Genomic DNA, 22025 nt, shown 5'->3' with positions numbered 1-22025 from the left:
GCTAAAACTAGCATCTAATAATGTAACATCTACACTAGAACTGATGAATTATGTAGAAGCTGAAGAGGATGAGGAATGTCTAGTCTTCCAATTAGCGAACTTCTAAGAAAGCCCAATAAAGTTGATCCGTGGGACTTACCGTTTTTAGTTTTGATGCTGAAACGGGATCTACCAAGACAGCCTGCAATCTACTTTGTTATCACAACCGATAAACTTCTCTACATTGGTTCAACTATTAATCTCTGGAATCGGTGGAACGCGAATGTTCATCATGTTTGGGATGTCATCAAGACCCTAAACGAATATGTTGCCATTGCCTATATGAGATTCAATTCCAGCCAAATTCGCCAGATGCGAAACCTGGAAATAGCTCTCATTCGCAGCTTTCAACCTGAGCTAAATCAAATTTATCGGGACAACAGATCAGACAGCGTAATTGCATTGAGTACGGACAAGCGCAAAATGCCACGAGTTAAAGGCGTTCCTGCTGATCGCGATGAAATTAAGACCCGTCATAATGTGATGGTAAGTCCGTCTGGATGGGCAGGACTTGGCGTGATTGCGAAACGATTAGGCTATAAATCTCGCTCAGATCTGCTGGATGCGATCGGGCGCGAAGAAGTCGAGATTATCCGGCTTGATCATCCAGCAGAGAGCCACGAAGAATAATATAGTACAATTGCTCTTTCCTCAGCTTTGGAGGTAATATGCAACAAACCGCTTTTAGTGCGATCGCAGATGTGATCAAGCCTGGAATGACATTGAAGCAAGTCAGAAAAGAGGCAAAAGTCTCGAATGGTGCAGTTCTCGCCTATCTGAAACGCGAGAAGGTGACAAAGTAGATTGAACAGAAACCAAATTTCTTGAGACTCGGAAACGGGTCTTTTTTTGTACAGTTTTTTAGTACAATCGCTCTACCCTGCATTTCCTGATCTGATGCGTCGAGATTCCATTTTTTATCGCCTGTTTGCTCAGTCTCCAAGCCTGCTCTTTGAGCTATTAGAGTCGCCACCTAATAACGCCAGTGAGTATCGCTTTGATTCCGTTGCGGTGAAGGAGCCAAAGTTTGAAATCGATGGGGTGTTCTTGCCACCAGATAGCGAAAGCCTTGGAGTGGTCTATTTTGCCGAAATTCAGTTCCAGAAGGACGAGCAGCTTTACGAACGGCTGTTTGGCGAATCCTTGCTCTACTTTTATCGCAATCGATCGCGTTTCTCTGATTGGGAAGCGGTGATCATTTACCCATCTCGCAGTGCTGAGCAGAGTAATTCTCACCCCTATCGTGCCTTGCTCAACAGCGATCAGGTGCATCGAGTCTATCTGAATGAATTGGGCGAGTTTCGTCAATTGCCGCTAGGAATTGCGCTCCTAGTTCTGACAACTCTGACCCCGAAACAAGCCCCCTCAGAAGCGCGATATTTGCTGGCTCAATCTCAGCAACCGGGGATGGAATCTGAGGTGAGTACCTTCATAATGGAAATGGTAATCACGATCATGTCCTATAAGTTCAGTTCTTTAAGTCGATCGGAGGTTGAAGCGATGCTAGATATTACGATTCAAGAGACACAGGTTTATCGAGACGCTCAGACAGAAGAAGCGGTAAAGCTTGTTTTACGGATGCTGCCTCGCCGCTTGAAGCAAGAACTTTCTGAAGAGATGCAATCGCGCATTACTGCTCTAGCTCTACCGCAATTAGAAGAACTGGGAGAAGCGCTAGTCGATTTTGAGGGGCTGAGCGATTTGGCGACTTGGTTAGAGAGGCAGTCGAGTTAAAAATTCACTGAACGGTTCAGCGAACTCGTATTTTGACCCTTCCGAAATGAGATTTTTTTAGTGCGTGATCGTAAAAAAATACGTAGAGTCTCTACGTTTTGATCCATCAGGACAGAAATGGATTCTTCAGAAAGAATTCATTTCTGAAGCAGATTTATAAAGGGTTGATTTAGTTATTTTCACCGATCGTCACTTTCAGAATAAAGGGTATAAAAAATTACATAGAACTCTACATAGAGTTCGCTATATCCAACTCACTTTAAAAGGCTGTGATCGACCCGCTAGAGACATCGAATTTAGTCCGAGAACTTCGTCAACGATTAGGTCTGACTCAAGAAGAGTTTGCTTCCCATCTAGGTGTGACGTTCTCGACTATAAATCGTTGGGAAAATAAAAAATCTCGCCCCTCTAAAATGGCGCTCCAACTCCTTCAGGGGAAGGCGCGTGAATTGGGCGACGTTGATCTCCTAAATAGATTTCTCTAGTTGAATAAAGCGTAGAGGAGAGTGTTTGCCTCTGTGCAAGGGGATGTCTGTACATCTCTCGATGGGTTCGATCGCTCTTTTTCCAAGTGGGCACTCAGACCAGGAAGGAGAGGCGGGAAATGGTACGGAGCAAGCCAGCTAAGATTCGATCTACAGACGAAGCAAAGACATATAGTCACCCGGAATCTGATAGTCCGCTTCGTCCAGAAGTTGGTACACAAGCGCATTTCCCAAAAAAGAAGCTCAAAGCTCCTAAAATCTATCGCTACGATTCTTCGATCTCGCCCTCGCTGGAATGGGATACAAACCCTGCGCGTGATCAAACAGACGCATTAATTGCCGAGATATTGAATGCTGACTCTCTAGAACAGGTGAAAGCGGCTGCACTCAGACTCAAAGCAATGAGCCAGCCTTTTCTCAACTGGACAGGTAAAGCAGAACGGTTATCTTTTGACGTGCCGACTCTCCCCCTATTTATTCACGAGCGCCTGTCAACGAGGGCAATTATCGAAACGGTAAGAGGGCACAAGAAAGGAGGCGACCAGCTTGCATTGGAGCTTTTTGGTGATCCTCAGCATTCGATTGTAGATCAAACTCTCAAAGCATACGAACATCGCGATGAGTGGGTGAATCGGATGATGCTCGGTGACTCGCTAACTGTAATGAACTCCTTGCTTGAGTATGAAGGCTTGGGAGGTCAGGTGCAGATGATTTATATTGACCCGCCCTATGGTGTGAAGTTTGGTTCTAACTTTCAGCCATTTGTGAGAAAGCGCGATGTGAAGCACAACGAAGACCAGGATATGACTCGTGAGCCGGAGATGGTGAAGGCTTATCGGGATACATGGGAAATGGGGCTGCATTCATATTTGAGTTACTTACGCGATCGATTAGTGCTAGCAAGAGAATTACTAATAGAAAGTGGAAGTGTTTTTGTACAGATTGGTAATGAGAATGTTCATCATGTTCGCGAATTGATGGATGAGGTGTTTGGCACAAACAATTTTGTCTCAATCATTCAATTTCAAAAAACTGGAGGGTCAGCCAGTAGTCTTTTAGCAAGTACAGTTGATTACTTAATTTGGTATGCAAAAGACAAAGAAAAAGTAAAATACCGTCAACTCTATATTCAGCGACAAATTGGCGATGCAGCATTAGATAGATATGATCAAGTTTTGCTTCCTGATGGCTCAACTCGAAGATTGACTGCTGACGAAATATTAGGTTTAACTCCTTTATTGGAAGGTAAGCGTTATCAACTCACAAGTCTAATTTCGGATGGTGCAACTAATAGTCCATCAGATTTTGTTTTTGAGGGAAAGACATACATACCTCGTGCTGGAACTCATTGGAAAACCACTGTTCAAGGTCTAGAAGAGCTTGCGAGACAGAATCGCATTGAGGTTATGGGAACTGTCCTACGCTATCGCAGGTTCGTTGACGATTTTCCCGTTATTCCCTTAACGGATCGTTGGGAATCCACTCAATTGGGTGTTGGTCTTATGTATGTTGTTCAGACATCACCTTCGGTGATTCAACGTTGTATCCTCATGACCACTGATCCGGGAGATCTCGTTCTCGATCCCACCTGTGGCAGTGGAACTACTGCCTACGTAGCTGAACAATGGGGGCGACGCTGGATCACCTGTGATGTAAGCCGCGTTCCTCTCGCTCTAGCCCGTCAACGTCTCCTCACAGCAACTTTCCCCTACTATGAACTCAAAGATAGTAAACGAGGTCCTGCTGGTGGTTTCGTGTACCGACGCAAACAAAACAAAAAAGGTGAAGAAGTCGGCGGCATCGTTCCACATATTCAGCTTCAAAACATCGCAAATAATGAAAGACCAAAAGAAGAAATTCTGGTAGACCGTCCCGAAATCCTCAAAGGAATTACACGGGTCACCGGCGCGTTCACCTTTGAGGCGACAATTCCAACTCCAGTTCAAACCGAGGAGCAAGAACAGGATGAGACGCTGGAAGCAACAGGTTCATTTGTTGATCGCTTACTTGGAGTCCTAAGAAAAACTCCGGTCTTGCAGCTTGGTGGCAATCGTACTGTAAAGTTCCAATCGATTCGCAAGCCTACTCGATCTCTAAATCTTTCTGCTGAAGCCACGATTGCAACGGTCAGCGAGAATGGAAATGGCGCAACTCCTCAACCTGTCGCTTTTGTGTTTGGCCCCGAAAATGGTCAAGTCATTCAACGTACTGTCTATCAATCTGCGATCGAAGCCTGCGCGAAAAACTACAGCCATCTCTATGTGATCGGATTCGCGATCGAACCGAATGCGCGTGAGTTAATCGAAAACTGTGAAGAAGTAACAGGCATTCCAGCGACTTATGTTCAAGCAACTCCTGACCTGTTGATGGGTGACTTGCTCAAGAACATGAGAAGTAGCCAAATCTTCAGTGTTTGCGGTCTACCTGATGTTGGCATTCAGCTTGAAGGCGATCTGTACCGAGCAACCTTGTACGGATTGGATGTGTTCGATCCCGTCACAATGGAGTCTGATCACCGGAGCGGTAATGATGTTCCAGCATGGTTCTTGGACACTGATTATAACGGCTTATGTTTTCATGTCTGTCAGGCGTTCTTTCCGAAAACAGGAGCTTGGGACAATTTGAAGAAAGCACTGAAAAATACTCACGAAGAATCCGTCTGGGGACATCTAGCGGGAACGATTAGCGCTCCATTTGAAGCAGGTAAGTATCGGCAAATTGCGGTGAAAGTGATTGACGATCGCGGCAATGAATTGCTGGTTGTTAAGAGTTTGTAAATCAAAAAAGGAGCTATTTATGGATGAAGTCGTTCGTAAGATTGCTGCGCTAGGTCTACCAGGGGTTGTTCTGTTAGTCACGATGGCATCAACTGGCTTAGCAGGGGCTGCGGCTATCACCGCAGCTTTAGCTGCTCTAGGTCCGGCTGGAATGCTAGGGGGAGTCGCTTTTCTGGGAGTTGTTGGTATTGCAGGTGATGCTCTATCAAAATTTGGTCTTGAAGCAATTTTGAGTGGAGTCTACCTAGAACGTAGGCGACAAGGTGCATCCATCACAAGCCTTCACCGAGAAATCGATCAACTCTGGGTTTCTAACGACCTGAAGCGGCTATTACGAGAAGTAGTCAGTCGTTAGTATTGCTGAATTTTAATCGCTATACCCTTCTAGGCAATTCTGTTATGAGCTACGAAGTTTCTACCCCCATTCTCAACTCTCCGTTTGAGACTCCCTCGCAATACTGGTTTTTACAAGAAGGTGAAGCAGCACAACTCAGAACAGGACGTAGACCCTCGATCGTCTATCCTCCCCGTGATACAGATTGCAATTGGGATCTGAGCAATGGAGTGTTAAAACCCTCTAAGGAGTTCGCACCTGGTCTTGAGATGGCTTTGGTGAATCAGATTCGTGAAGAGGTCAAAGAATGGCGATTACAAAGCTATCCTGGCACAACTCGTACTACCTTTGATCTGCTCCAGTACTGGCAACGTGAGGGACGAGAGAAGCGATTGTTCTATGCTCAATTGGAAGCGGCTGAGACAATCATTTTCCTTAAAGAAGCGAGAGCAGACTTTCTACAAGGTCTTTCAATTCCCAGTGACGAACCAACCGAGCAACAGAAATTAGAAGACATCAAAGCATTTATTCGCTATTGTTGCAAACTAGCAACGGGTTCAGGAAAGACAACAGTAATGGCAATGCTGGCAGCATGGAGCATCTTAAACAAAGTTGATCACCGCAACGATGCTCGATTCTCAGATGTTATCTTGGTAGTTTGTCCGAACGTGACGATTCGCGATCGCCTAACTGAACTTGACCCTGATCGCGGTGAAGCCAGTCTCTACCGCACTCGCGATCTCGTTCCGGCTGCATTGATGGATAAGTTACGCCAGGGACGGATTCTAGTTACAAACTGGCACGTCTTCGAGAAGCGATCACCGCAAACATCAGGGAACGTTCCAGCCAAAGTGAGCAAAGTTGGAGTTCCAGTTCAGACCGAAGAATTGATCCATATCAGTTCAAAAAACGAAACCGCAAGAGGTAAGCGCTACCTGACTCATGAATCGCTCGATACCCAGATCGCTCATGGAATGGTGACGGTGCTGGAAGAGAAGCGCGACAAACAAGGCAATCTACAATCCGTGAAAGTTGAAGCCACTCGCTATCTGGAGAGCGATACAGCCTGGATTCAGCGCATTTTGGGTCGCGAAGTCGGCGGGAAACAAAACATTCTCGTTTTAAATGATGAAGCCCACCATGCTTATCGAATTCGCCCAGAAGAAAAGGACGATGATAGCGATGAAGAAGATAGCGATTATCTGAAACAGGAAGCTACGATTTGGGTAGAAGGACTCGATCGCATTCACAAACATCGAGGCATCAATTTCTGTGTTGATTTGTCTGCTACACCTTACTATCTCAGTCGAGTAGGACGGGAAGCGAATAAGCCTTTTCCCTGGACTGTGAGCGATTTTAGCTTAATGGATGCAATCGAGTCTGGGCTGGTGAAAGTTCCTCAATTAGCAGTCCGCGATACGACTGGGCACGAAATCTCTGGCTACTTCAATATTTGGAAGTGGGTCATGGAGAAAATGACTCCGGCTGAACGAGGAGCAAATAAATCAAATCCTAAACCAGATGCAGTTCTCAAGTATGCTCAACATCCGATCGCAATTCTCGGTGGATATTGGGAGCAATTACGATTGGAATGGGAGAAAAACAGCGATGATCCCAGACCTCCCGTATTCATTCTGGTTTGTAAGAATACTGCGATCGCGAAAGTGATTCATGAATGGATGGCAGAAGGCAAGCATTCATCGAGTATTTCACCCTGCAAAATCGAAGGATTCCGCAATCGAGACGGACAAATCAATACGATTCGGGTTGATTCTAAAGTCGCGCGTGAGATGGAATCTGGGGCTTCAGCTTCGGACGAATCAAAATGGATGCGCTTCACACTCGACACGGTTGGCAAGACGGATTGGACAAGAGACAAGCAAGGGAGTCCAATTTATCCTGAAGGATTTGCAGAATTGGCAGCAAAGCTAGATCGACCTTTACACCCGCCCGGACGGGACATTCGCTGTATTGTCTCAGTGGGAATGCTTACCGAAGGTTGGGACTGTAACACCGTGACTCACATTATCGGTTTACGTCCTTTCATGTCACAACTTCTCTGTGAACAAGTTGTAGGACGTGGGCTACGTCGTGCCAGCTATGAACTTACGGATGAAGGCAAGTTTACAGAGGAAGTGGCTAAAGTCTTCGGTGTGCCCTTTGAGATCATCCCCTACAAGGCAAATCCTAACAATGCTGCTCCCAAGAAAGAGAAGCGACATCGAATCTACGCGGTTCCTGATAAAGCGAAATATGAGATTCGATTTCCAAGAGTAGAAGGTTACACCCAGGCGATTCGGAACCGAGTCACGGTAGATTGGAATTCTTTACCCACTTTGGTTTTAGACCCGCTAAGAATTGCGCCAGAAGTACAGATGAAGGGCACCGTTCCAAACAATCAGGGTAGACCTTCGCTCTTAGGTCCTGGAAAGCTTGAAAGTGTCGATCTCAATCCTTTCCGCAAAGATCTCAGATTTCAAGAATTGGTGTTTGACATTGCAGGAGCGCTTACCAAATCATATGTTGCTTCCGGTAGCTATCTGGCTCCGGCTCATGTGCTGTTTCCTCAGCTATTGAAGATCTGCGATCGCTATCTACAGGAGAAAGTTGAACCTGTTCGACCCGCACAAATTCTCGACGTGTTTCTTTCTCCCTACTATGGTTGGGTGATCGAGCAATTGAGAGATGCAATTCGACCTGACATCACGCAGGGAGAAGCACCGGAGATACCGCTTTATGAGCCTCATCGCGGACTCGGTTCAACTGAGGAAGTGAATCTCTGGACGAGCAAACCTGTTAGAGAAATCGTTCATTCTCATCTCAATTACGTGGTTGCTGACACTCATCAATGGGAGCAAGCGGCAGCGTACATTATCGATACTCACCCTGCAACGGCAGCATTTGTCAAAAATGCGGGGTTAGGGTTTGCGATTCCTTACATTCACAACGGTCAGTCGCATGATTACTTACCAGACTTCATTATTCGATTGAAGGCTGACGATGAGCAGTACTTCATTTTGGAGACTAAAGGATATGATCCACTGCGTGATATTAAGCGATCAGCCGCAGAACGTTGGATCAATGCGGTCAATTCCGATGGCAAATACGGGCATTGGCAATATGCAATGTGCGGAATTAAAGAGGTTCAGCAGCTTATTGATGAAGCATGGCAGAAATGCCCGCAAACTATAGCAGTTTGAGCTTATCAATCACAAGGAGAATTTACCCATGACAGCTACTTTTCCAGATTTACAATCAACCCTATCTGAGTGCCTAACCGACAAGAGCCTACAACTTCAAGTCAAATCAATGGGCAGTCAGCTATCGATCATGATCAACCGACCGCAGAATGAAGCTGAAGTAGATTACCAGGCTATCTCTGATAAGTTGTTGACCAAACTGAGATCGCTCAATTTGCCTAACGTCAATTCAGTCAAACTGTACGGCAGAATGGCAAATACTCAGAAAATTGAATGGCAATTAAATCAGACGCTTGAGGCTTCTAATCCTGCTGCGAATTCTGCAATCGCGAGTCCTCCAAATGCCACAAATTCCACGGCATCTCAGAAGCCGAAGACCAAGTTTCAGACTTACTTGGAGCAATTCAGTCATTACTCAAATGTCATCAGTGCAGCTTCGTTGTTAGGATTGCTAGTGCTCCTCGGTTTCAATACACTGGCAGGGCAGAAAACTCAAGCAGCAGTGTATGAGTACAAGATCGAGAGCGTGAACGATTTGATTTTCACTGAGACGATGAACACGATGGGTACTCAAGGATGGGAATTAGTGTTCGCGCGTCGCGCCAAGGATTCCTCAACTGATGATTTCGCCTATGAAATTATTCTCAAAAGAGTGAAGAAGTAGAGACTAGATAAATATAGGAAAAATAGCTATGAGCTTTACGGATTCAAGATTTTGCTTCCATCGATTTGCAGTAACTAGTATTCTCACGCTGAATACTTTCGTGTTCTTAAATGCTCCTACTTCACTCAAGGCAAAAGAGATTCGTGACTGCTCTATAGCTGTAGCTGACGCTCAAAAGCGCCTCACTAAAGATGGCAATTTAGAGGTCACAATGAGGAGTTCTGATATTTCTGAGGGTTCTCCTGATCATCCTGAGCATCGACCAATAGCCTATGAATTTTTCCTTAGAGGGTCGGCAGCAGCGTCAATTATGCACTCACGGCAATTCCAAAAAGCGATCGCAATCGACATTATTGAGAATTGTAGTTCTGTCGGAAGCGTAACATTCGGTGTGTCGGGATCGGGATGGATTCAGACAGTAGGAATACTGCCTAGTGGCAAAATAGATACATTTGAATGTCTCGACCCACCAAGAAGAGATTCCTCTGAATCTAATTCAAAACTTACCTGGGGACAGGAATACTGTAGTCTCTGAAGCCACGCCTCATAATTTAATCTCTCATATGAACCTCAAAACAATCATTCTCCCGATCGCTACACTCCTCACCGGAGCTATCACGATTCTTAGTGGAACAGTACAGGCTCAAGAAGTACCGCTCCTGAAACAGAAAATGCCCTACTCAGAGGCGAGAGAAATTTTAATCAATGCCGGATGGCAAGCGATTGAGATTCCTATACTCCAAAGAGGTGATCGCTACTTTGGTGCAATGGAGTACATCATCAAAGACCTGGGCTACAACGAGGTCGTCACCTGCTCAGGGACAGGGTTAGGGCTATGTCGATTTGAATTTGCGGCGGCAGATGGACGGAAATTGATTGTGTCAACTGCCAGTAATACTTCCAGAGCCGAGAAGCCAGTCGTACTTTATCGATGGTGGATTGAGCAAGATAAGCCTCAATCTTCATCACCTAAACCTGGACTCAGAGCGCAGAACTCCTCTGATAAATGTGCTGCCACACTCGGCAATGCTCGTAGACGGATTGAAACGAGTCGAGCAGTTCAGGTCGTTGAGATCACCAGCCGCGATATCTCAAATTATCCTGATGCTCCATCGGGTCGCCCAACTCATCGTTACCTCGTTATGAAAGGAGCAGCGACAACTTCGGTGTTGAGTTCAGGGCAATTCATGAAAGCGATCGCGACTGACATCATTCAAAACTGCAACTCGACAGGAATGGTGACGTTTGCCCTAGCAAACTCTGGATATGCCATCACCTATGGAATCTTTCCAGGTGGACGAGTTGACGGTTTCAAGTGTTTGGAACCTGGAATAGGCGCGAAGAAGCCAGTGTGGGGAGAAATCTACTGCACATAGAAGCTTTCATCTTGTAAGCCTTGAACTGCGATCGTAACTTTCAAAAATTGAGGTGCATCTAATGAAACGATATCCGCTGATTTTGCAAGCGCTGTCTGAGTTTTGTGATGAAAATCAACTCACTCAAAAGACGAAAGAAACTCACGTTAGCGATGCAAATCGCATTCTTGAATCGGTGATTGCAGGATTGCCCGAAGAAGAGATTCTGAATCTCATGGCACAGCAAGGATTTGAGGTCGAGAAGTCCTCTTATCCTAGCGTGATCAGAATCCTCAAAGGGTTAGTTGAGCAGCGTCCTAGAGGTTAAGGCTATGTCTATCAATGATGCTCACAATGTAGATAATTTCGACTTCAATCCAGATGATCTCGATACTGATACTGGAAGTGGCGGTATTGTCCCGATCGGAGGGGAGCTCCCCTACAACATCCAAATCTCGACTAGCAAACTTCTTGATATTCTGACCTCCTTATCGCCAGGATTTCAGCAGCTTAGTGCCTCAGCAAAGAGAGAATGGAGAACCAAACTTAGTCGAAAGCTCTATCCTTGGACACGTCCCGGTTTCTATAAAAGAGTGAATGAAGCTCTACATTTAGGATATGCAGGACAACCAGGCGGACATGGGACACAGCACTACTGGCGTTTGTTTTACGACGATCGACTAAGAGATCGTTTAGAGCCTTACATCCCATCAGAGCAAACAGGGGGTGGGGGTGGGGAAAAGCTCATTGAATGGGGCGGGTTATATTTCCGCTCAGAGGCGGAACTGAGGATTGCTAAAATTCTTGACCAAGAAGAGGTTCTATTCTTTGCTAACGCTCGTGGTCGAGTCGGTTTGCTAGATGCGCCCGTCAGCAATAATCAATCCAATGGTCGAGTAGAAGCGGACTTTATGCTATTTCATAAGGGCAGATGTCTCATTCTTGAAGTTGATGGACAGCATCACCTTGAGGGAGGACAGATGGTTAGGGATTATGCACGAGATCGAATGTTGCTCCGTGCAGGGTTGCCCACGATTCGATTCACTGGAAGGGATTGTCTCGATCGTCCTCAAGCAGTTGTAGCTGAGTGTTTGTCGATTTTGCAGGCTCGATCGTGAAAAAGTTGCGATATCAGTGGTCGATCCACATTTAGCGTTGCTAATATTGATAAAACACTAGATGAAGCGTATGAGCATTAAGTTTTTGGAACCATCACATGAAGATAGCAATTCTCGCCAACCGACTCATATTGCTTTTACGGATGAGTCTCAGTACAATGTCGGGCGATTTGGTGGTTTAGGCATGGTTAGCCTTCGCTATTCTGATCTTCACTCTGTCGTCACAGATCTTACTGCGATTTTGCAGGCATCAAACTTAACTGAATTCAAATGGAATAAGTTACGAAGTGCAAGAGAACGCTTTGCTGCACTTAAACTTGTTGAATTTGCTGTCAAAAAAGCATCGACGAAAAATTTACGACTCGACATCTTAACTTGGGATACACATGATAGTAGACACACAGTAGTAAATCGAGATGACATTGCTAACCTACATCGGATGTATCATCATCTGTTCAAGAATGTTATGCGTGAGCGATGGAGTAATGATGCTACTTGGTTGCTTTACCCAGATGAGCATACAGCGATGAAGTGGCATGAGGTTGATTTTCACCTTGGCAACGTTAGCCATCGACTTCATGCCACCCCTAACCTGTTTAAACCCTATAGTCTGGTTGATCTAGAGCGCGTGTTCAATATTCGTGAGATCAAGCCCTGTCAATCGAGCCAAGAGCCTTTGATTCAACTTGTGGATCTGTTTACAGGAATGGCTGTTTACTCCCGCAGTGAGTATGAGAAATACAGCGTTTGGCAAACCACTAATGATGAGCAAATGTCGTTATTAGAGCTTATTCAACCTTCAGTTAATGAACTTAGCCGAGGTGAACAAGAAAAGTGCCATGTGTTGAATGACTTCAAAAAGCATTGCGAGGTCAAAAAACTTGGCGTTAGCCTTCAGAGTTCACAAGGCTTAAGAACATTTAATCCACAAAATCCTATTAATTTCTGGTGGTATGCTCCTCAACACGAGTTAGACAAAGCACCAACTCGCCAGAAGCAGCGCTCGTGAACTATTTTGCAAGCCTAATGATCAGTAGCCGCTCCTAAACCGAATCATCTTTCCACTCGCAATGCTCACAATCCCAATGCACCCGCGCTGGCTGAGTTTGCAACATGGTTCGTTCACAATTCGGACATCTCCCCGTAAACATCGGATGCCAGTTTAATAAAGCGATCTGCTGCTCCCTTGTCCAGCGCTGAATGGTATTTATCACCAATTCATTGCCAGAGTACGAAGCTCCTTCCGGCTCCCACCATTCATCGGCTGGCAATGTTGCATCTAACTTGAAATCAGGACATCGATCGTCAGTGATTCTGATGGGATGAACCGTACAGGGTAGGTAAGGGTTTCGCGTGTTGTAGAGGCAGCGATCGCACTGCGATAGAAAGTAGTCAATATTTGATTCACTCATAAGTCCTGATCGTTCCGTTACTCTATTTTGGAGTGGCTAGCAATGCAGAACGGCTCTCGACTGACTGAGATTAAGTCTTCTGGCTTTAACGGCGTTGGTTGATTCAAATCAATGCCTACAGCCCTAGCTAGTTTGTTTGCTCGTTTTGCCCATGTATTGAGACTATCATCTAGGACTTTCTGCATTGCGGTACGATAGCTCATTGTACTGACCGCTTCAAAGTTCCAATTGGATCTACTTGGCTCCGTTGTATCTGAGGCAAATTCGATCTCGACTTGCCAAGTGCTATCAGTTGTATTCTTCATGCTCCAGGACGCGACTCCTGCCATTTTGGTCGGGGTGTGTCCCCAGCAATCAATTTCAGCCGCTCGACTTAGATTTCCTGCTTTTAGAGCTTCCATATAAGCAACGAGAGCCGACTCTTGACTGACAATTCTCGTTGCGCTCAACGCAAAGGTGGTCTGACCAACCCAGCAAATAACGACATATAAAATGAGTACGATCAATCTTCTCATGATGCTTCTCCAGAGGGACTTATAGACTAATTAGAGACTAAGAATTCCGGCAATTCTGCGAACTAATTAATACATGGGATTCAGTTTTTTATACATGAAATCCCTTAAAAAACCGGACATACTCTGATCTCAATTAGGCGTACCGCGAATACGGGTATCACGTTTTGAATGTGTAGCGATCGCATTGTGAAAGCATTGGTCTATGTTTTTCAAGTAAGCTGTTCATCGCTGGCGATGTGCATTACCTTCTGATAGAACTTCAACCTTAAAGAATCAATTTCACCCTGCATGTCTTCAGCAGAAGTTAACCCTTCCTGATGCGATCTCAATAGGTCATACAGAGTAGAGAGCGCATTGCCCTCGACGATTCCCTTGAAGATGAGATAGTCAATTTCTTCTACAAAGTTCATCCTTCCACCTCAACTCGTCACTAACTGAGCCAATTTCTTGATCTGTCGCTCCAGACTCGCTACCCGCTTCATCAACGACTCAACCGAATCGAGGTCAGTTCGATCGAGATATTTCCCGATCGCTTCCTTCAGAATCTGACTCTCGGTTTTGCCTGTCTCGTGACAAATACCTTCGATCTGATCTTTCCAAGCATGGGGAATCCTAGCCCCGACCATTGGCTGTTGACCTTTACTCATCTCAGTCTCGTTACTGTAAATGTTTACAGCGAAAACAGGGTTAACCGTTTGTGATTAGAGTTCCCAGGTTGAAAAGCGGACTCGCGATCGTTAACTCAGCTAACCAAGTTGACCCATACACATCAATTGCAATAAGGCAGGGGTCGTTCTCAATAAGGCGTTATTTTTTTGACCGTTTTGTCGGCTTATTTCTAAAGCCCATATAAAACGGGTATATTCAAGTTGCTGAAATACGAAAAAGAGCAACTTGTCAGAATGCCCAAAAACGATCGCAATGGTCAGGCAGAAATTTGGAGTGAGGATCAATTTCAAGCGGTGATGGCGGAACTGTCGCCCAAAATGAGAGCGGCATTTTCGATTTGCTATTACAGCGGTTGTCGAATTAGCGAAGCGCTCCAGTTGAAAGCCGAGGATTTGATTAGCGATCGCATCGTGTTCCGACGAATGACTACTAAGACGAAGCAAACCCGCGAAGTTAAAATTCACCCTAAATTGGCAGCAGTTCTGAAGCAGGCAGATCTCCCAAAAACTGGATTTCTATTTCCTGGACGTGGTAAGCGTGGATATTTGACTCGTCAAGCAGCAGATAAGGCACTGAGAGAAGCGTGTGAATATTTGGGGTTTGTGGGCTTCTCGACTCATAGCAATCGGCGCACCGCAGCAACGAAGCTCAATAATGCAGGTGTACCTCTGCGTGTGATTCAAAAAGTCGGTGGATGGAGTGAGCTTTCAGCACTTCAGAAATATTTGGAGGTTACGCCCAATCAGATTGACGACGCGATCTTGAAGCTTTGACTTCAGGTATGGATGTGCGGCAGTAAGAAGTTGATGCGGATGGAGGGATTGATATAAGTCTAAAATGTTCACCATTTAGAAGTGATTGAACAGCAGGTGGGAGATGCGATCGCGCATTTGAATTTGTAGAACACCATAGTATTCAGCACCCAACGAGATAAACGCTGCGAATCCTGCTCGGTGTGATCGAATTAATTGGCAGGTGATGGAGATGAAGTGAAATCAGCCTGCTTTTCGATGACTTCTTGAGCTCACAATATCAACACTCGAATACTAAAATCATTGTCACGCAAAGTTTCCCCCATCGTTGATCTATTGAGAGTGCTGCAACTTTAAGTGAAGTTGCAGCACTCTCAGCGTCCTACTGAATTTCGTGGATGTAGTTGTGGTTTGCGGCACAAGTGAAGCTATGCGGGAACCATGCCGAGGTGTGCGGAGATCCGTAACCTCTACCAGTGTCGTCCTTGTACTCAACAGCAGTGGAGGTTACTACAACGCCAGTCGCCGCATTGTTTAGCGTTTGGCTTGACCAAGTTTCAGTTTCGTTCGGGGTCAGGACTTTGTTAACTAGCCCTTCGGTATACACTGTGCTACCACCGACTTTGTACAGAAATCGAAGTACTTTGATTGAAGCTCCCTTCTTATTTGTTACCTTCACACTGGGTTGGCATTTGACCCCGGCTGCGGTAGCTGGCGACGTAGCGCCGAATGGCACTGTAGCGCCGAACGTGACAGCTAGCGACATAGTGAGTGCAACTAGTACACGGCGATGGGTAGCGTTTTGGAGCGGATCAACTCTGAATTGCGTATTGCAGATAGCCATGAATCTTTCTCCTTCTGGTACTAGATGTTGTTGACAACTGGATAGTGACTAGGACGAAACAGCCCACCCAACGAAGGCTCCAGATAACAAAGGATTGAGCCTTTTAGATAGATCCTGTCTCGTCTGATGTTGCTACCCAATAACCTACACGGCGGGCTTCTGACTTTTATGCAGCGAAGCCAATGACGATATCCGAAATCTTGTTCTGCAACTTACGCCCGTCCCTGGACAACACATCGCATGGGTTCAGAAATTAGAACTTGAGGTCAATAAGAATTTTCATAACCTCAAACGTCAAGTCTCTACTACCTGAGTTGAAATTCCTACGATTCCATCGTTCTCCATCTGCCCCACAACATACACATCAATCTCAATCTCACCCACTCGATAAACCTTGATATCAGAAAGGTTCTCTTTAAGTGCAGACAACAGCGATCGATACTTTTCAGCCGTCTCTTTCTCCTCATCCTCAAACCAATCCTGCTCAGTCACAACTGGCTCAAAGAACTGATCTAATTCCACTTCTTCAACGGGTGTATCTGCTTCATGATGCGTTTGTTCTAGAAGCTGTTTAGGAGTCTTGATCGCACTGCAATCCTGCCAGCAAAAAACCTGAATCGGCGCATCAGTCTCACTCATCCACGTTAGATTCTCTGTGAGTTTTTGGAACGTCGCCACGAGTTCAGGAGTCTGATTATTTTTTTGCATAGTTTGATACATATCCTCGTACAATGCTGGTGAAAACCATTGCCCTGAGAGAGTTTCGGATGTCTACCAATGTGTTCCAGAAGACAAAGATCAGAAAGCAGGCATACTATTGGATCTTCAGTATTTTAATCTTCTCGCTCATCGTAATTCATAGTGGCATTTCACAAGTTCGCCACTGAGATCGGAAAGAGTAAAGTGTCTGTTCCAGCAACATTGTGGAAAGTCGTTGTAGTTGTCGATCGTCCTGGCTTAGGAAATCGTGGTGTAACTGAGAAGACTCGCGTGATTGCGGTAAATATGCCAAACACCACGGGCATTCAGAGAAAGAGCTATAAAGACTATCTAACGACGGTAGATGAGCTTGAAAAGCTGACTGGCTATGACTTTCTTTCGGATGTGCCGGAAGACATTCAGAAAGTGATTGAGGCGAAGAAAGAGTAAGCAGCAAGTTGAAGAGGATATCTCACATTTGAATGTTTAGAACACAAGAGCATTCAGCATACGGTGAGATACACAACGCTGAATCCAGAGCGGTTTAGGGAGATTCGTTGGATTATCTGAATTGTTCAGCAGAACCCGTTGTTGTGCATAAATTGTTAATAAGGAAACTGCTCATCTATCCCTAATCAAACTTCCCAGGGGTATTTTACTTTTTGCTTGTAATGCTCAGTGCTATTAATTCTCTTCTGTTACATTGGCGAAAAGAAAAGCCAAAAGTTTTGCTGAATTAATGTTCTGCCATTTCGTTACCTTTAGAGTATCAAAATGGCAGAACTATTTAAAACTACTGCAAGAATTGTCTTCGTCTATCGGCTGAGTTGATAGTTTGGCTCTTCTGCGAATACTTCAAACCATCGCTTATAAGGCTCTAGATTTACGGGACGATAAGGAGGTTTACTTTGTTTCCAACGCCGTTTTACGCTCAAGTGAATGTTGTTGTCGAAAAAACATTGATTGAAAACGGCTTGTGGGTCATCTGGGTCGAGCAACGCCCGATCATGCTGTCTGCTTAGTTTATAAATGCTGCTGATTCCAGAATCAAATGCCTTCGTGCAATTGATCTCAATGCCGTTTTCACAGCGCGTTGTATCGACCTCAAGTTCGAGTCCCGACGATTTCATCATTTCAATCATCCACAGCAAAGCAGCATCCGACAATCCACGATTAGCCTCACTGCCGCCACCCACGCAGCCATGTCCTCCCGGAAACCACACTTGATGCAATGTTGTCCTTGAATTCTCACCGACCTGCATTCGGGTAACATCAAACACCTGACGGCGCTCATCGATCGCTACTGCATGAAACGCGGTCTGAATTTGACGATTCAGGTGGGTATCATGAAACTGATACTGAGTGTTCATCCAATCATCGATAGGCAAAAAGGGAATTTGATTAGGAACACCCAACTCACCGACTGTATCCCAACAGCCTAATAGTGTGATTGGAACGCTCTCGCCGTTCTTCTCACGAAATTGGATAGCTTCTGAATCATTAGGTTTGATGTTGCGATCGCGGTAGAGTTGATATGCTTCTGGAATCTCACGAATTTTTGCACGATCGAGCAATCCAGAACAGTAGATTAATCCGGCTAAACTTCTCACTATGTAAGCACCACGGCTGAAACCAAATAGATAAATTTCATCACCTCGCACATAGTTGAGACAAAGGAATCGATATGCTTTCTGAATCGCTTGATCAATACCCCAACCGAATGCTCCGCCAGTGAGCTTGTCAAATTTATCGCCTGTTCCCAGTCCTTCGCTGTAGTAAACGATTTGCGAAACACCATTTTGATCAATTGGCTTTACGGCTTGCGCCATCTTGACAACATTAGTCGGGTAGTCGCTGGATAATTGTTGCCAAGTACCATCGCAGCATACAACAAGGCGTTTCATAATAGTTCTCCAATTTGTATTGAGCGTTTGCTTTAGTTCTCTCGAAGCCTAAAAGTATCCATACTGCGGAATGTGGAGCTTTTCAGGGCTGATATGCTCTTAAATGATTTCAAGCATCTTTAAGCATTCAACCCTAGCTATGTTGCAGGGATATTGTGAAACAATGCTAGGCGGAGAACGTAATTTCTTCGGAGGTTTACTTCGCACCAATCGCGAGTTTATTGCAGAAGCACCCTATTGATGAGTTCATACAATTTATGCATGAGCATAAATCGCATCTGGGATAGCTGAACAAGCGAGAGCGTAACAGCGTTCACGATCCTCAAGCCCGTTGGCAGGATCTTTTCCATTGACTTTTGCGGATACTTGGCGGCAAGTAGCACCCAAATCGATGAATCGGTTCATATTGTTGTTCTGCCACCAGAATCCAGCACTTGTGAATGGATATATTGCTGCAACATAATCGACCCCTTCCATCACTCTTGGATCACCAATGCAATCAGCAAATTGTTGATAGTTGCTCCGCCCGGTCAGTTGTAATGCACCCGCTCCTTTGAATCTAGGTCCATCTCTAGGATAGACATTGCCAAGGGCTCTGCGAAACTCGTATTCCCAGCCATCAGCACACTCCTGCAACCATCGCAATCCACCAGATTCATGGGCAATTTGTGCCATAAAGTGGCGAATTCTATCAGGCGTTGTAATATCAAACTGCTGTAGACAAGAATTCAAATCGACCAGTTGAGCGTTGCTGATCGAATTCCCGAAAACCGCTTCTGCTTGAGCTTGAGTAACAAAGATTGACGTTTCAATAATCTCAATTTCTTCAGGATTGAGACGTAACAATTCGCACCAATCATTTCATCCCACAACTCCTGTAGGGTTCAATCCTTGCGGGGAGTATTGGCACTTTTTCATAGACCTCATCCCCTGAAACTTTTTGACTCCACTTTCAGTGATTGGACCAAAAAGACCATCAACGTCCTGTTGACTAAGAACTTCCCAATGCATTAATTGAGTTTGAAGCTGTCTAACGAAGCATCCTGCGTCACCGCGTTTCAGAGTTGGTAATTGCATAACCATAACTGTCTCTCCTTTGCATTTCAAGAATTGGGCTGAGCTGAGAGCATTATCATAAGTTCCCTATAGTTCAGCGAATTGTAAGTTTTCCAAGGGCTACGCCATCCTGGGTAGGTGTGCTGATCTGAAAGGTGTAAAAGTAGTCTCCACTCACCCATCGACGACAGCCTGGAATAACGCGAATTAGATAAGCTCCTTGCTGTTGGTTCCCAAGGTTCAAAACTTGAATCTGATTCAGAGGACAACCCCCTTGAGGTGTGGCAATGCTCTTAAATGTCCATCCCCCTGGGAAAGATGATAAGAATGTGTCGTTAGAGATTGGTTTTCCAATACTGTCTATTACAAGCACAGTAATTAAAGCGGGTTGAACTGCTGAACCTCCTGTTCCATCTGATTTATTAGCAATAGCATTTCCAGCACTTGCTTCTGTTTGAATAGTTACGGGAACTGCTGTCGCAGGGGTGGACAGAGTTACAAGACTCACGACTGCTCCGAGAGCTAGTAATCGTTTTAAGAGCAAATTAGGCGTATTCATGATTGCTTTCTATTCCGCTTGCAAACTTCAAAATTGTTTTGTTGAGTGCGATCGCACTTCTATAGCAATGCGATCGCATTCAACAATTCAACCTTTATGCAACAACTACCGCTTCTTTATAAGCTGCCGCAAGCTTTTTGTCATACTCGTGTTCCCAGTAGAGCGGACCATTGTAGCCATAGGCAAATTTCGCCCAATTTCTTTGTTTGAGAAAATCTAGCAGATTTGTATTCACGATGTAATTCATCATGTGTCTAGCCTGCCAATACTCCCCTGCAAAGTTTTCCTGGATAAACTGCTGAATGGAAGCGCAGCCAGCTAGCTTGTAATTCTCTCCGAGTACCTGCCCTAACCCGTAAGATGCACTTGCTAGAGCAGGAACTTCATCAAATTCCATAGCATCTAATAATCTTCCCCATTCTGCTGATCCACCCTTATAGAGATCTTGGTTCCATTCGGGACAGGACAAATCAGGACGACTTCTAGAAACTGGTTTAGGAGTCGCATGATAGAACAAATGTGCTTCAAACAAAATTTTGGGGCGAGCTGGAGCTGGTTCATTTAGTAGAAAACCAGAACCACAAGACTCGACTTGCATCACAGCTTTTACCAAAGCTAATTCAACGCCGTACTCTTTGCTTAGTTCATGATAATCAGATGTGGATAGAGCAGGCTGAATATAGCCTTGGGGGATTTTGCAAACTGACTTCCTTCCATCGGGATAAGTAATTGGAGGAAAGCTATATTTGATTTCGCTGGGTACTGGTCTCATAACTTCACCTTCTTTTCGTAATTTTGTCAACGGATTATGGCTCATTGTTGAAGTAAGTCAACCTCAACAATGAGAATCAATGAGAGCCTACTGAGAGTATCTACTTTGGCATCTTCTATGATTTAAGGGGCTTAACTAAGCATCCCAATCACTAAATTTGTCCTTCAGAAGTTTGCTCAACTCGTTAAACTTTTGGGTTTCTTGTTCAGTACGTTGCTTGTCCTTTTTCTTGAGTTCAAAATATCGTTCTGCGTACTGTGCCAACTTGTAAGACTCTCCAAACTCTTTCAGAGCATCAAACATTCTCAATGTGGAATCTTCATCTTTGACCAGACGATAACCATCACTGAATTGATTTTTTTGAAGAACTTCAGCGGCTGCACTCGTATCGAGTTGACCAGGTGCTAATGTAATTCCTGGTTTGACATTCACAACAATGTAAGGCGGAATTTCTTTTTCTGTTGATGAATAAACAATGCCGTCCTCACCTAAACTGAGATTGTCAATTTGAGTTTCCTCAAAGAAGAGAACATAAGCACCGAATTGCAGCAATGCTTCGCCAGGATTTCCACGAGGGCGGTTTTCTGAGACTGGATAAAGACAAAACTCTACTTTTTTCGTTTCTCCGTCCTGATGTAGTAGCTTGTTAAGAATGTTGTTAACTCCATCGAGCACAACTTTTCCAACAGCAGTAAATGGAGCAAGATTAGGGAAAAAAGAACCTGTACGTTCAAGCAGTTCTGCACCTGCGGCTTCAATATCGTCAAATTCCGTCCCGCCTAAACTTTGGCAGAAACTATGAAAAGACAAGTAAAGCCTTTTTGCAGCACTCGTTTCTCTATAGTCATCAACGGTCAACACATTTTCTGCCCAATTATCTGTCAGATGTCCATTAATCATGCCGATTGGTTCTATTAAAAGAACCTTCGTTGTTGGTTTTTTTGGAGCGCCTAACCCGACTCTATTCATCAGAACGAAATAATCGTTGTCATACCGTCCAGCTTTGTATTTGTCTCCCGTCAATTACATTGGCACATTTAGAGCATCAATTTTCTCCTCCTTTTTGCTACAAAATTCAACTTCAAATCAATGGAATCAGGTAGTGTTCGCATCCAAGTTGAAAGTAAGGTGTAGATG

General features: G+C 44.8%; 27 protein-coding genes. 15 read left to right on the top strand and 12 right to left on the bottom strand.

Translation table 11 applies throughout. The features are described from left to right. Nucleotides 1–75: 75 nt before the first annotated feature. The 13 genes from J0L70_RS11170 to J0L70_RS11110 all read left to right on the top strand — a co-directional run bounded on the left by J0L70_RS11170 (nucleotide 76) and on the right by J0L70_RS11110 (nucleotide 12715). Nucleotides 76–669, top strand: a complete 594-nt coding sequence (locus J0L70_RS11170; RefSeq protein WP_287454557.1) for a GIY-YIG nuclease family protein — start codon at nucleotides 76–78, stop codon at nucleotides 667–669. 38 nt (nucleotides 670–707) lie between these two features. Beyond that, on the top strand, nucleotides 708–842 hold the full coding sequence (locus J0L70_RS11165; protein ID WP_287454556.1) for a hypothetical protein: 135 nt from the start codon (nucleotides 708–710) through the stop codon (nucleotides 840–842). A gap of 94 nt (nucleotides 843–936) precedes the next feature. Then, nucleotides 937–1773, top strand: a complete 837-nt coding sequence (locus J0L70_RS11160) for an Rpn family recombination-promoting nuclease/putative transposase (protein WP_287454555.1) — start codon at nucleotides 937–939, stop codon at nucleotides 1771–1773. Between the two features lie 269 nt (nucleotides 1774–2042). After that, complete coding sequence (locus J0L70_RS11155) at nucleotides 2043–2258, top strand: helix-turn-helix domain-containing protein (RefSeq protein ID WP_287454554.1); 216 nt, start codon at nucleotides 2043–2045, stop codon at nucleotides 2256–2258. Nucleotides 2259–2377: 119 nt separating this feature from the next. Further along, on the top strand, nucleotides 2378–5035 hold the full coding sequence (locus tag J0L70_RS11150) for a site-specific DNA-methyltransferase (protein ID WP_287454553.1): 2658 nt from the start codon (nucleotides 2378–2380) through the stop codon (nucleotides 5033–5035). A 19-nt stretch (nucleotides 5036–5054) separates the two neighbouring features. Beyond that, the gene (locus J0L70_RS11145) at nucleotides 5055–5390 is read left to right on the top strand and encodes a hypothetical protein (protein WP_287454552.1); all 336 of its coding nucleotides are present in this window, start codon (nucleotides 5055–5057) and stop codon (nucleotides 5388–5390) included. A gap of 44 nt (nucleotides 5391–5434) precedes the next feature. Further along, nucleotides 5435–8569: a BPTD_3080 family restriction endonuclease gene (locus tag J0L70_RS11140; RefSeq protein ID WP_287454551.1), complete on the top strand. Its 3135-nt coding sequence runs from the start codon at nucleotides 5435–5437 to the stop codon at nucleotides 8567–8569. A 28-nt stretch (nucleotides 8570–8597) separates the two neighbouring features. Further along, a complete protein-coding gene (locus J0L70_RS11135) occupies nucleotides 8598–9233 on the top strand; it encodes a hypothetical protein (RefSeq protein WP_287454550.1) in 636 nt (211 codons plus the stop codon). 28 nt (nucleotides 9234–9261) lie between these two features. Then, the gene (locus tag J0L70_RS11130) at nucleotides 9262–9768 is read left to right on the top strand and encodes a hypothetical protein (RefSeq protein WP_287454549.1); all 507 of its coding nucleotides are present in this window, start codon (nucleotides 9262–9264) and stop codon (nucleotides 9766–9768) included. A gap of 28 nt (nucleotides 9769–9796) precedes the next feature. After that, nucleotides 9797–10609: a hypothetical protein gene (locus tag J0L70_RS11125; protein ID WP_287454548.1), complete on the top strand. Its 813-nt coding sequence runs from the start codon at nucleotides 9797–9799 to the stop codon at nucleotides 10607–10609. Nucleotides 10610–10670: 61 nt separating this feature from the next. Then, nucleotides 10671–10916 (top strand): hypothetical protein, encoded by a 246-nt coding sequence (locus J0L70_RS11120; RefSeq protein ID WP_287454546.1) that lies wholly within the window; start codon nucleotides 10671–10673, stop codon nucleotides 10914–10916. 4 nt (nucleotides 10917–10920) lie between these two features. Next, entirely contained in the window at nucleotides 10921–11706 is a 786-nt protein-coding gene (locus J0L70_RS11115) for an endonuclease domain-containing protein (protein ID WP_287454544.1), read from the top strand. A gap of 70 nt (nucleotides 11707–11776) precedes the next feature. Beyond that, nucleotides 11777–12715 carry a DUF3800 domain-containing protein gene (locus J0L70_RS11110; RefSeq protein WP_287454542.1) on the top strand — a complete coding sequence of 313 codons (939 nt, stop codon included), beginning with the start codon at nucleotides 11777–11779 and terminating at the stop codon, nucleotides 12713–12715. Nucleotides 12716–12749: 34 nt separating this feature from the next. Here J0L70_RS11110 and J0L70_RS11105 read toward each other — a convergent pair whose 3' ends face one another. The 4 genes from J0L70_RS11105 to J0L70_RS11090 all read right to left on the bottom strand — a co-directional run bounded on the left by J0L70_RS11105 (nucleotide 12750) and on the right by J0L70_RS11090 (nucleotide 14280). After that, entirely contained in the window at nucleotides 12750–13118 is a 369-nt protein-coding gene (locus J0L70_RS11105; protein ID WP_287454541.1) for a hypothetical protein, read from the bottom strand. 17 nt (nucleotides 13119–13135) lie between these two features. Then, entirely contained in the window at nucleotides 13136–13633 is a 498-nt protein-coding gene (locus tag J0L70_RS11100; protein ID WP_287454539.1) for a hypothetical protein, read from the bottom strand. 209 nt (nucleotides 13634–13842) lie between these two features. Continuing rightward, entirely contained in the window at nucleotides 13843–14043 is a 201-nt protein-coding gene (locus J0L70_RS11095) for a hypothetical protein (protein WP_287454538.1), read from the bottom strand. A gap of 9 nt (nucleotides 14044–14052) precedes the next feature. Then, the gene (locus tag J0L70_RS11090) at nucleotides 14053–14280 is read right to left on the bottom strand and encodes a YlcI/YnfO family protein (RefSeq protein ID WP_287454537.1); all 228 of its coding nucleotides are present in this window, start codon (nucleotides 14278–14280) and stop codon (nucleotides 14053–14055) included. 255 nt (nucleotides 14281–14535) lie between these two features. Here J0L70_RS11090 and J0L70_RS11085 point away from each other — a divergent pair, with 255 nt between their 5' ends. After that, the gene (locus tag J0L70_RS11085; RefSeq protein ID WP_287454536.1) at nucleotides 14536–15075 is read left to right on the top strand and encodes a tyrosine-type recombinase/integrase; all 540 of its coding nucleotides are present in this window, start codon (nucleotides 14536–14538) and stop codon (nucleotides 15073–15075) included. A gap of 361 nt (nucleotides 15076–15436) precedes the next feature. On the opposite strand, the gene J0L70_RS11080 is transcribed toward J0L70_RS11085, so the two are convergent. Both J0L70_RS11080 and J0L70_RS11075 read right to left on the bottom strand, forming a co-directional pair. Beyond that, the gene (locus tag J0L70_RS11080; protein WP_287454535.1) at nucleotides 15437–15898 is read right to left on the bottom strand and encodes a hypothetical protein; all 462 of its coding nucleotides are present in this window, start codon (nucleotides 15896–15898) and stop codon (nucleotides 15437–15439) included. 294 nt (nucleotides 15899–16192) lie between these two features. Continuing rightward, nucleotides 16193–16606 carry a nuclease A inhibitor family protein gene (locus J0L70_RS11075; protein WP_287454533.1) on the bottom strand — a complete coding sequence of 138 codons (414 nt, stop codon included), beginning with the start codon at nucleotides 16604–16606 and terminating at the stop codon, nucleotides 16193–16195. A 153-nt stretch (nucleotides 16607–16759) separates the two neighbouring features. On the opposite strand from J0L70_RS11075, the gene J0L70_RS11070 reads away from it, so the two are divergent. Then, entirely contained in the window at nucleotides 16760–17047 is a 288-nt protein-coding gene (locus tag J0L70_RS11070; RefSeq protein WP_287454531.1) for a DNA/RNA non-specific endonuclease, read from the top strand. Between the two features lie 365 nt (nucleotides 17048–17412). Here the strand turns inward: J0L70_RS11070 and J0L70_RS11065 are convergent, their stop codons facing one another. The 6 genes from J0L70_RS11065 to J0L70_RS11045 all read right to left on the bottom strand — a co-directional run bounded on the left by J0L70_RS11065 (nucleotide 17413) and on the right by J0L70_RS11045 (nucleotide 21857). Further along, a complete protein-coding gene (locus tag J0L70_RS11065) occupies nucleotides 17413–18501 on the bottom strand; it encodes a T6SS phospholipase effector Tle1-like catalytic domain-containing protein (protein WP_287454530.1) in 1089 nt (362 codons plus the stop codon). A gap of 255 nt (nucleotides 18502–18756) precedes the next feature. Next, nucleotides 18757–19347 (bottom strand): glycoside hydrolase family 19 protein, encoded by a 591-nt coding sequence (locus J0L70_RS11060; protein WP_287454529.1) that lies wholly within the window; start codon nucleotides 19345–19347, stop codon nucleotides 18757–18759. 15 nt (nucleotides 19348–19362) lie between these two features. Further along, nucleotides 19363–19578: a peptidoglycan-binding domain-containing protein gene (locus J0L70_RS31980; RefSeq protein WP_353736634.1), complete on the bottom strand. Its 216-nt coding sequence runs from the start codon at nucleotides 19576–19578 to the stop codon at nucleotides 19363–19365. Between the two features lie 73 nt (nucleotides 19579–19651). Further along, nucleotides 19652–20116 (bottom strand): hypothetical protein, encoded by a 465-nt coding sequence (locus J0L70_RS11055; RefSeq protein WP_287454528.1) that lies wholly within the window; start codon nucleotides 20114–20116, stop codon nucleotides 19652–19654. 94 nt (nucleotides 20117–20210) lie between these two features. After that, nucleotides 20211–20888: an N-acetylmuramidase family protein gene (locus J0L70_RS11050; protein ID WP_287454526.1), complete on the bottom strand. Its 678-nt coding sequence runs from the start codon at nucleotides 20886–20888 to the stop codon at nucleotides 20211–20213. 135 nt (nucleotides 20889–21023) lie between these two features. Next, nucleotides 21024–21857, bottom strand: coding sequence for a hypothetical protein (locus J0L70_RS11045; RefSeq protein ID WP_287454525.1), 834 nt, complete (start codon nucleotides 21855–21857; stop codon nucleotides 21024–21026). Nucleotides 21858–22025 lie beyond the last annotated feature (168 nt).

Origin of the sequence: Leptolyngbya sp. UWPOB_LEPTO1 (assembly GCF_017302695.1) — a bacterium.
Classification (GTDB): Bacteria; Cyanobacteriota; Cyanobacteriia; order Leptolyngbyales; family Leptolyngbyaceae; genus Leptolyngbya; species Leptolyngbya boryana.
Note: the sequence above shows the minus strand (reverse complement) of the source record. Positions and strands in the feature narration are given on the sequence as shown.

Coding starts and splice junctions, on each gene's coding strand:
- J0L70_RS11115 (WP_287454544.1), top strand. CDS start 10,921: ATGTCTATCAATGATGCTCACAATGTAGATAATTTCGACTTCAATCCA.
- J0L70_RS31980 (WP_353736634.1), bottom strand. CDS start 19,578: ATGCAATTACCAACTCTGAAACGCGGTGACGCAGGATGCTTCGTTAGA.
- J0L70_RS11065 (WP_287454530.1), bottom strand. CDS start 18,501: ATGAAACGCCTTGTTGTATGCTGCGATGGTACTTGGCAACAATTATCC.
- J0L70_RS11090 (WP_287454537.1), bottom strand. CDS start 14,280: ATGAGTAAAGGTCAACAGCCAATGGTCGGGGCTAGGATTCCCCATGCT.
- J0L70_RS11135 (WP_287454550.1), top strand. CDS start 8,598: ATGACAGCTACTTTTCCAGATTTACAATCAACCCTATCTGAGTGCCTA.
- J0L70_RS11170 (WP_287454557.1), top strand. CDS start 76: ATGTCTAGTCTTCCAATTAGCGAACTTCTAAGAAAGCCCAATAAAGTT.
- J0L70_RS11075 (WP_287454533.1), bottom strand. CDS start 16,606: ATGCAAAAAAATAATCAGACTCCTGAACTCGTGGCGACGTTCCAAAAA.
- J0L70_RS11055 (WP_287454528.1), bottom strand. CDS start 20,116: ATGAATACGCCTAATTTGCTCTTAAAACGATTACTAGCTCTCGGAGCA.
- J0L70_RS11125 (WP_287454548.1), top strand. CDS start 9,797: ATGAACCTCAAAACAATCATTCTCCCGATCGCTACACTCCTCACCGGA.
- J0L70_RS11095 (WP_287454538.1), bottom strand. CDS start 14,043: ATGAACTTTGTAGAAGAAATTGACTATCTCATCTTCAAGGGAATCGTC.
- J0L70_RS11165 (WP_287454556.1), top strand. CDS start 708: ATGCAACAAACCGCTTTTAGTGCGATCGCAGATGTGATCAAGCCTGGA.
- J0L70_RS11085 (WP_287454536.1), top strand. CDS start 14,536: ATGCCCAAAAACGATCGCAATGGTCAGGCAGAAATTTGGAGTGAGGAT.
- J0L70_RS11080 (WP_287454535.1), bottom strand. CDS start 15,898: ATGGCTATCTGCAATACGCAATTCAGAGTTGATCCGCTCCAAAACGCT.
- J0L70_RS11110 (WP_287454542.1), top strand. CDS start 11,777: ATGAGCATTAAGTTTTTGGAACCATCACATGAAGATAGCAATTCTCGC.
- J0L70_RS11140 (WP_287454551.1), top strand. CDS start 5,435: ATGAGCTACGAAGTTTCTACCCCCATTCTCAACTCTCCGTTTGAGACT.
- J0L70_RS11100 (WP_287454539.1), bottom strand. CDS start 13,633: ATGAGAAGATTGATCGTACTCATTTTATATGTCGTTATTTGCTGGGTT.
- J0L70_RS11160 (WP_287454555.1), top strand. CDS start 937: ATGCGTCGAGATTCCATTTTTTATCGCCTGTTTGCTCAGTCTCCAAGC.
- J0L70_RS11050 (WP_287454526.1), bottom strand. CDS start 20,888: ATGAGACCAGTACCCAGCGAAATCAAATATAGCTTTCCTCCAATTACT.
- J0L70_RS11145 (WP_287454552.1), top strand. CDS start 5,055: ATGGATGAAGTCGTTCGTAAGATTGCTGCGCTAGGTCTACCAGGGGTT.
- J0L70_RS11120 (WP_287454546.1), top strand. CDS start 10,671: ATGAAACGATATCCGCTGATTTTGCAAGCGCTGTCTGAGTTTTGTGAT.
- J0L70_RS11105 (WP_287454541.1), bottom strand. CDS start 13,118: ATGAGTGAATCAAATATTGACTACTTTCTATCGCAGTGCGATCGCTGC.
- J0L70_RS11130 (WP_287454549.1), top strand. CDS start 9,262: ATGAGCTTTACGGATTCAAGATTTTGCTTCCATCGATTTGCAGTAACT.
- J0L70_RS11045 (WP_287454525.1), bottom strand. CDS start 21,857: ATGAATAGAGTCGGGTTAGGCGCTCCAAAAAAACCAACAACGAAGGTT.
- J0L70_RS11150 (WP_287454553.1), top strand. CDS start 2,378: ATGGTACGGAGCAAGCCAGCTAAGATTCGATCTACAGACGAAGCAAAG.